The sequence below is a fragment of the Psychromonas aquatilis genome (assembly GCF_038155185.1).
Taxonomy (GTDB): domain Bacteria; phylum Pseudomonadota; class Gammaproteobacteria; order Enterobacterales; family Psychromonadaceae; genus Psychromonas; species Psychromonas aquatilis.
Genome location: NZ_JBAKAZ010000445.1, coordinates 1 through 211, shown reverse-complemented (window position 1 = coordinate 211; position 211 = coordinate 1). Strand labels below are relative to the sequence as shown.

Below are 211 nucleotides of genomic sequence, written 5' to 3'. Positions count from 1 at the left end.
GGTAGTACGGTGATAGAAGGGTATGGTTTGACAGAGTGTGCCCCTATGGTAAGTCTCAATTCTTATAATTCAACCGACCATAATGGCTCTATTGGCTTGCCTTTACGTAGCACGTTAGTGAGGTTAATTGATTATCAAGGTAATCAAATTACCGACTTCAATAAACCTGGTGAAATTGAGATAAAAGGCCCGCAAGTGATTCGAGAATAAT

1 protein-coding gene is annotated in these 211 nt (G+C 39.8%); it reads left to right on the top strand.

What is annotated here, in order from left to right:
• The coding region (locus V6256_RS16115; RefSeq protein WP_341599200.1) for an AMP-binding protein at positions 1–210 on the top strand (210 nt) is incomplete at its 5' end.
• Position 211 lies beyond the last annotated feature (1 nt).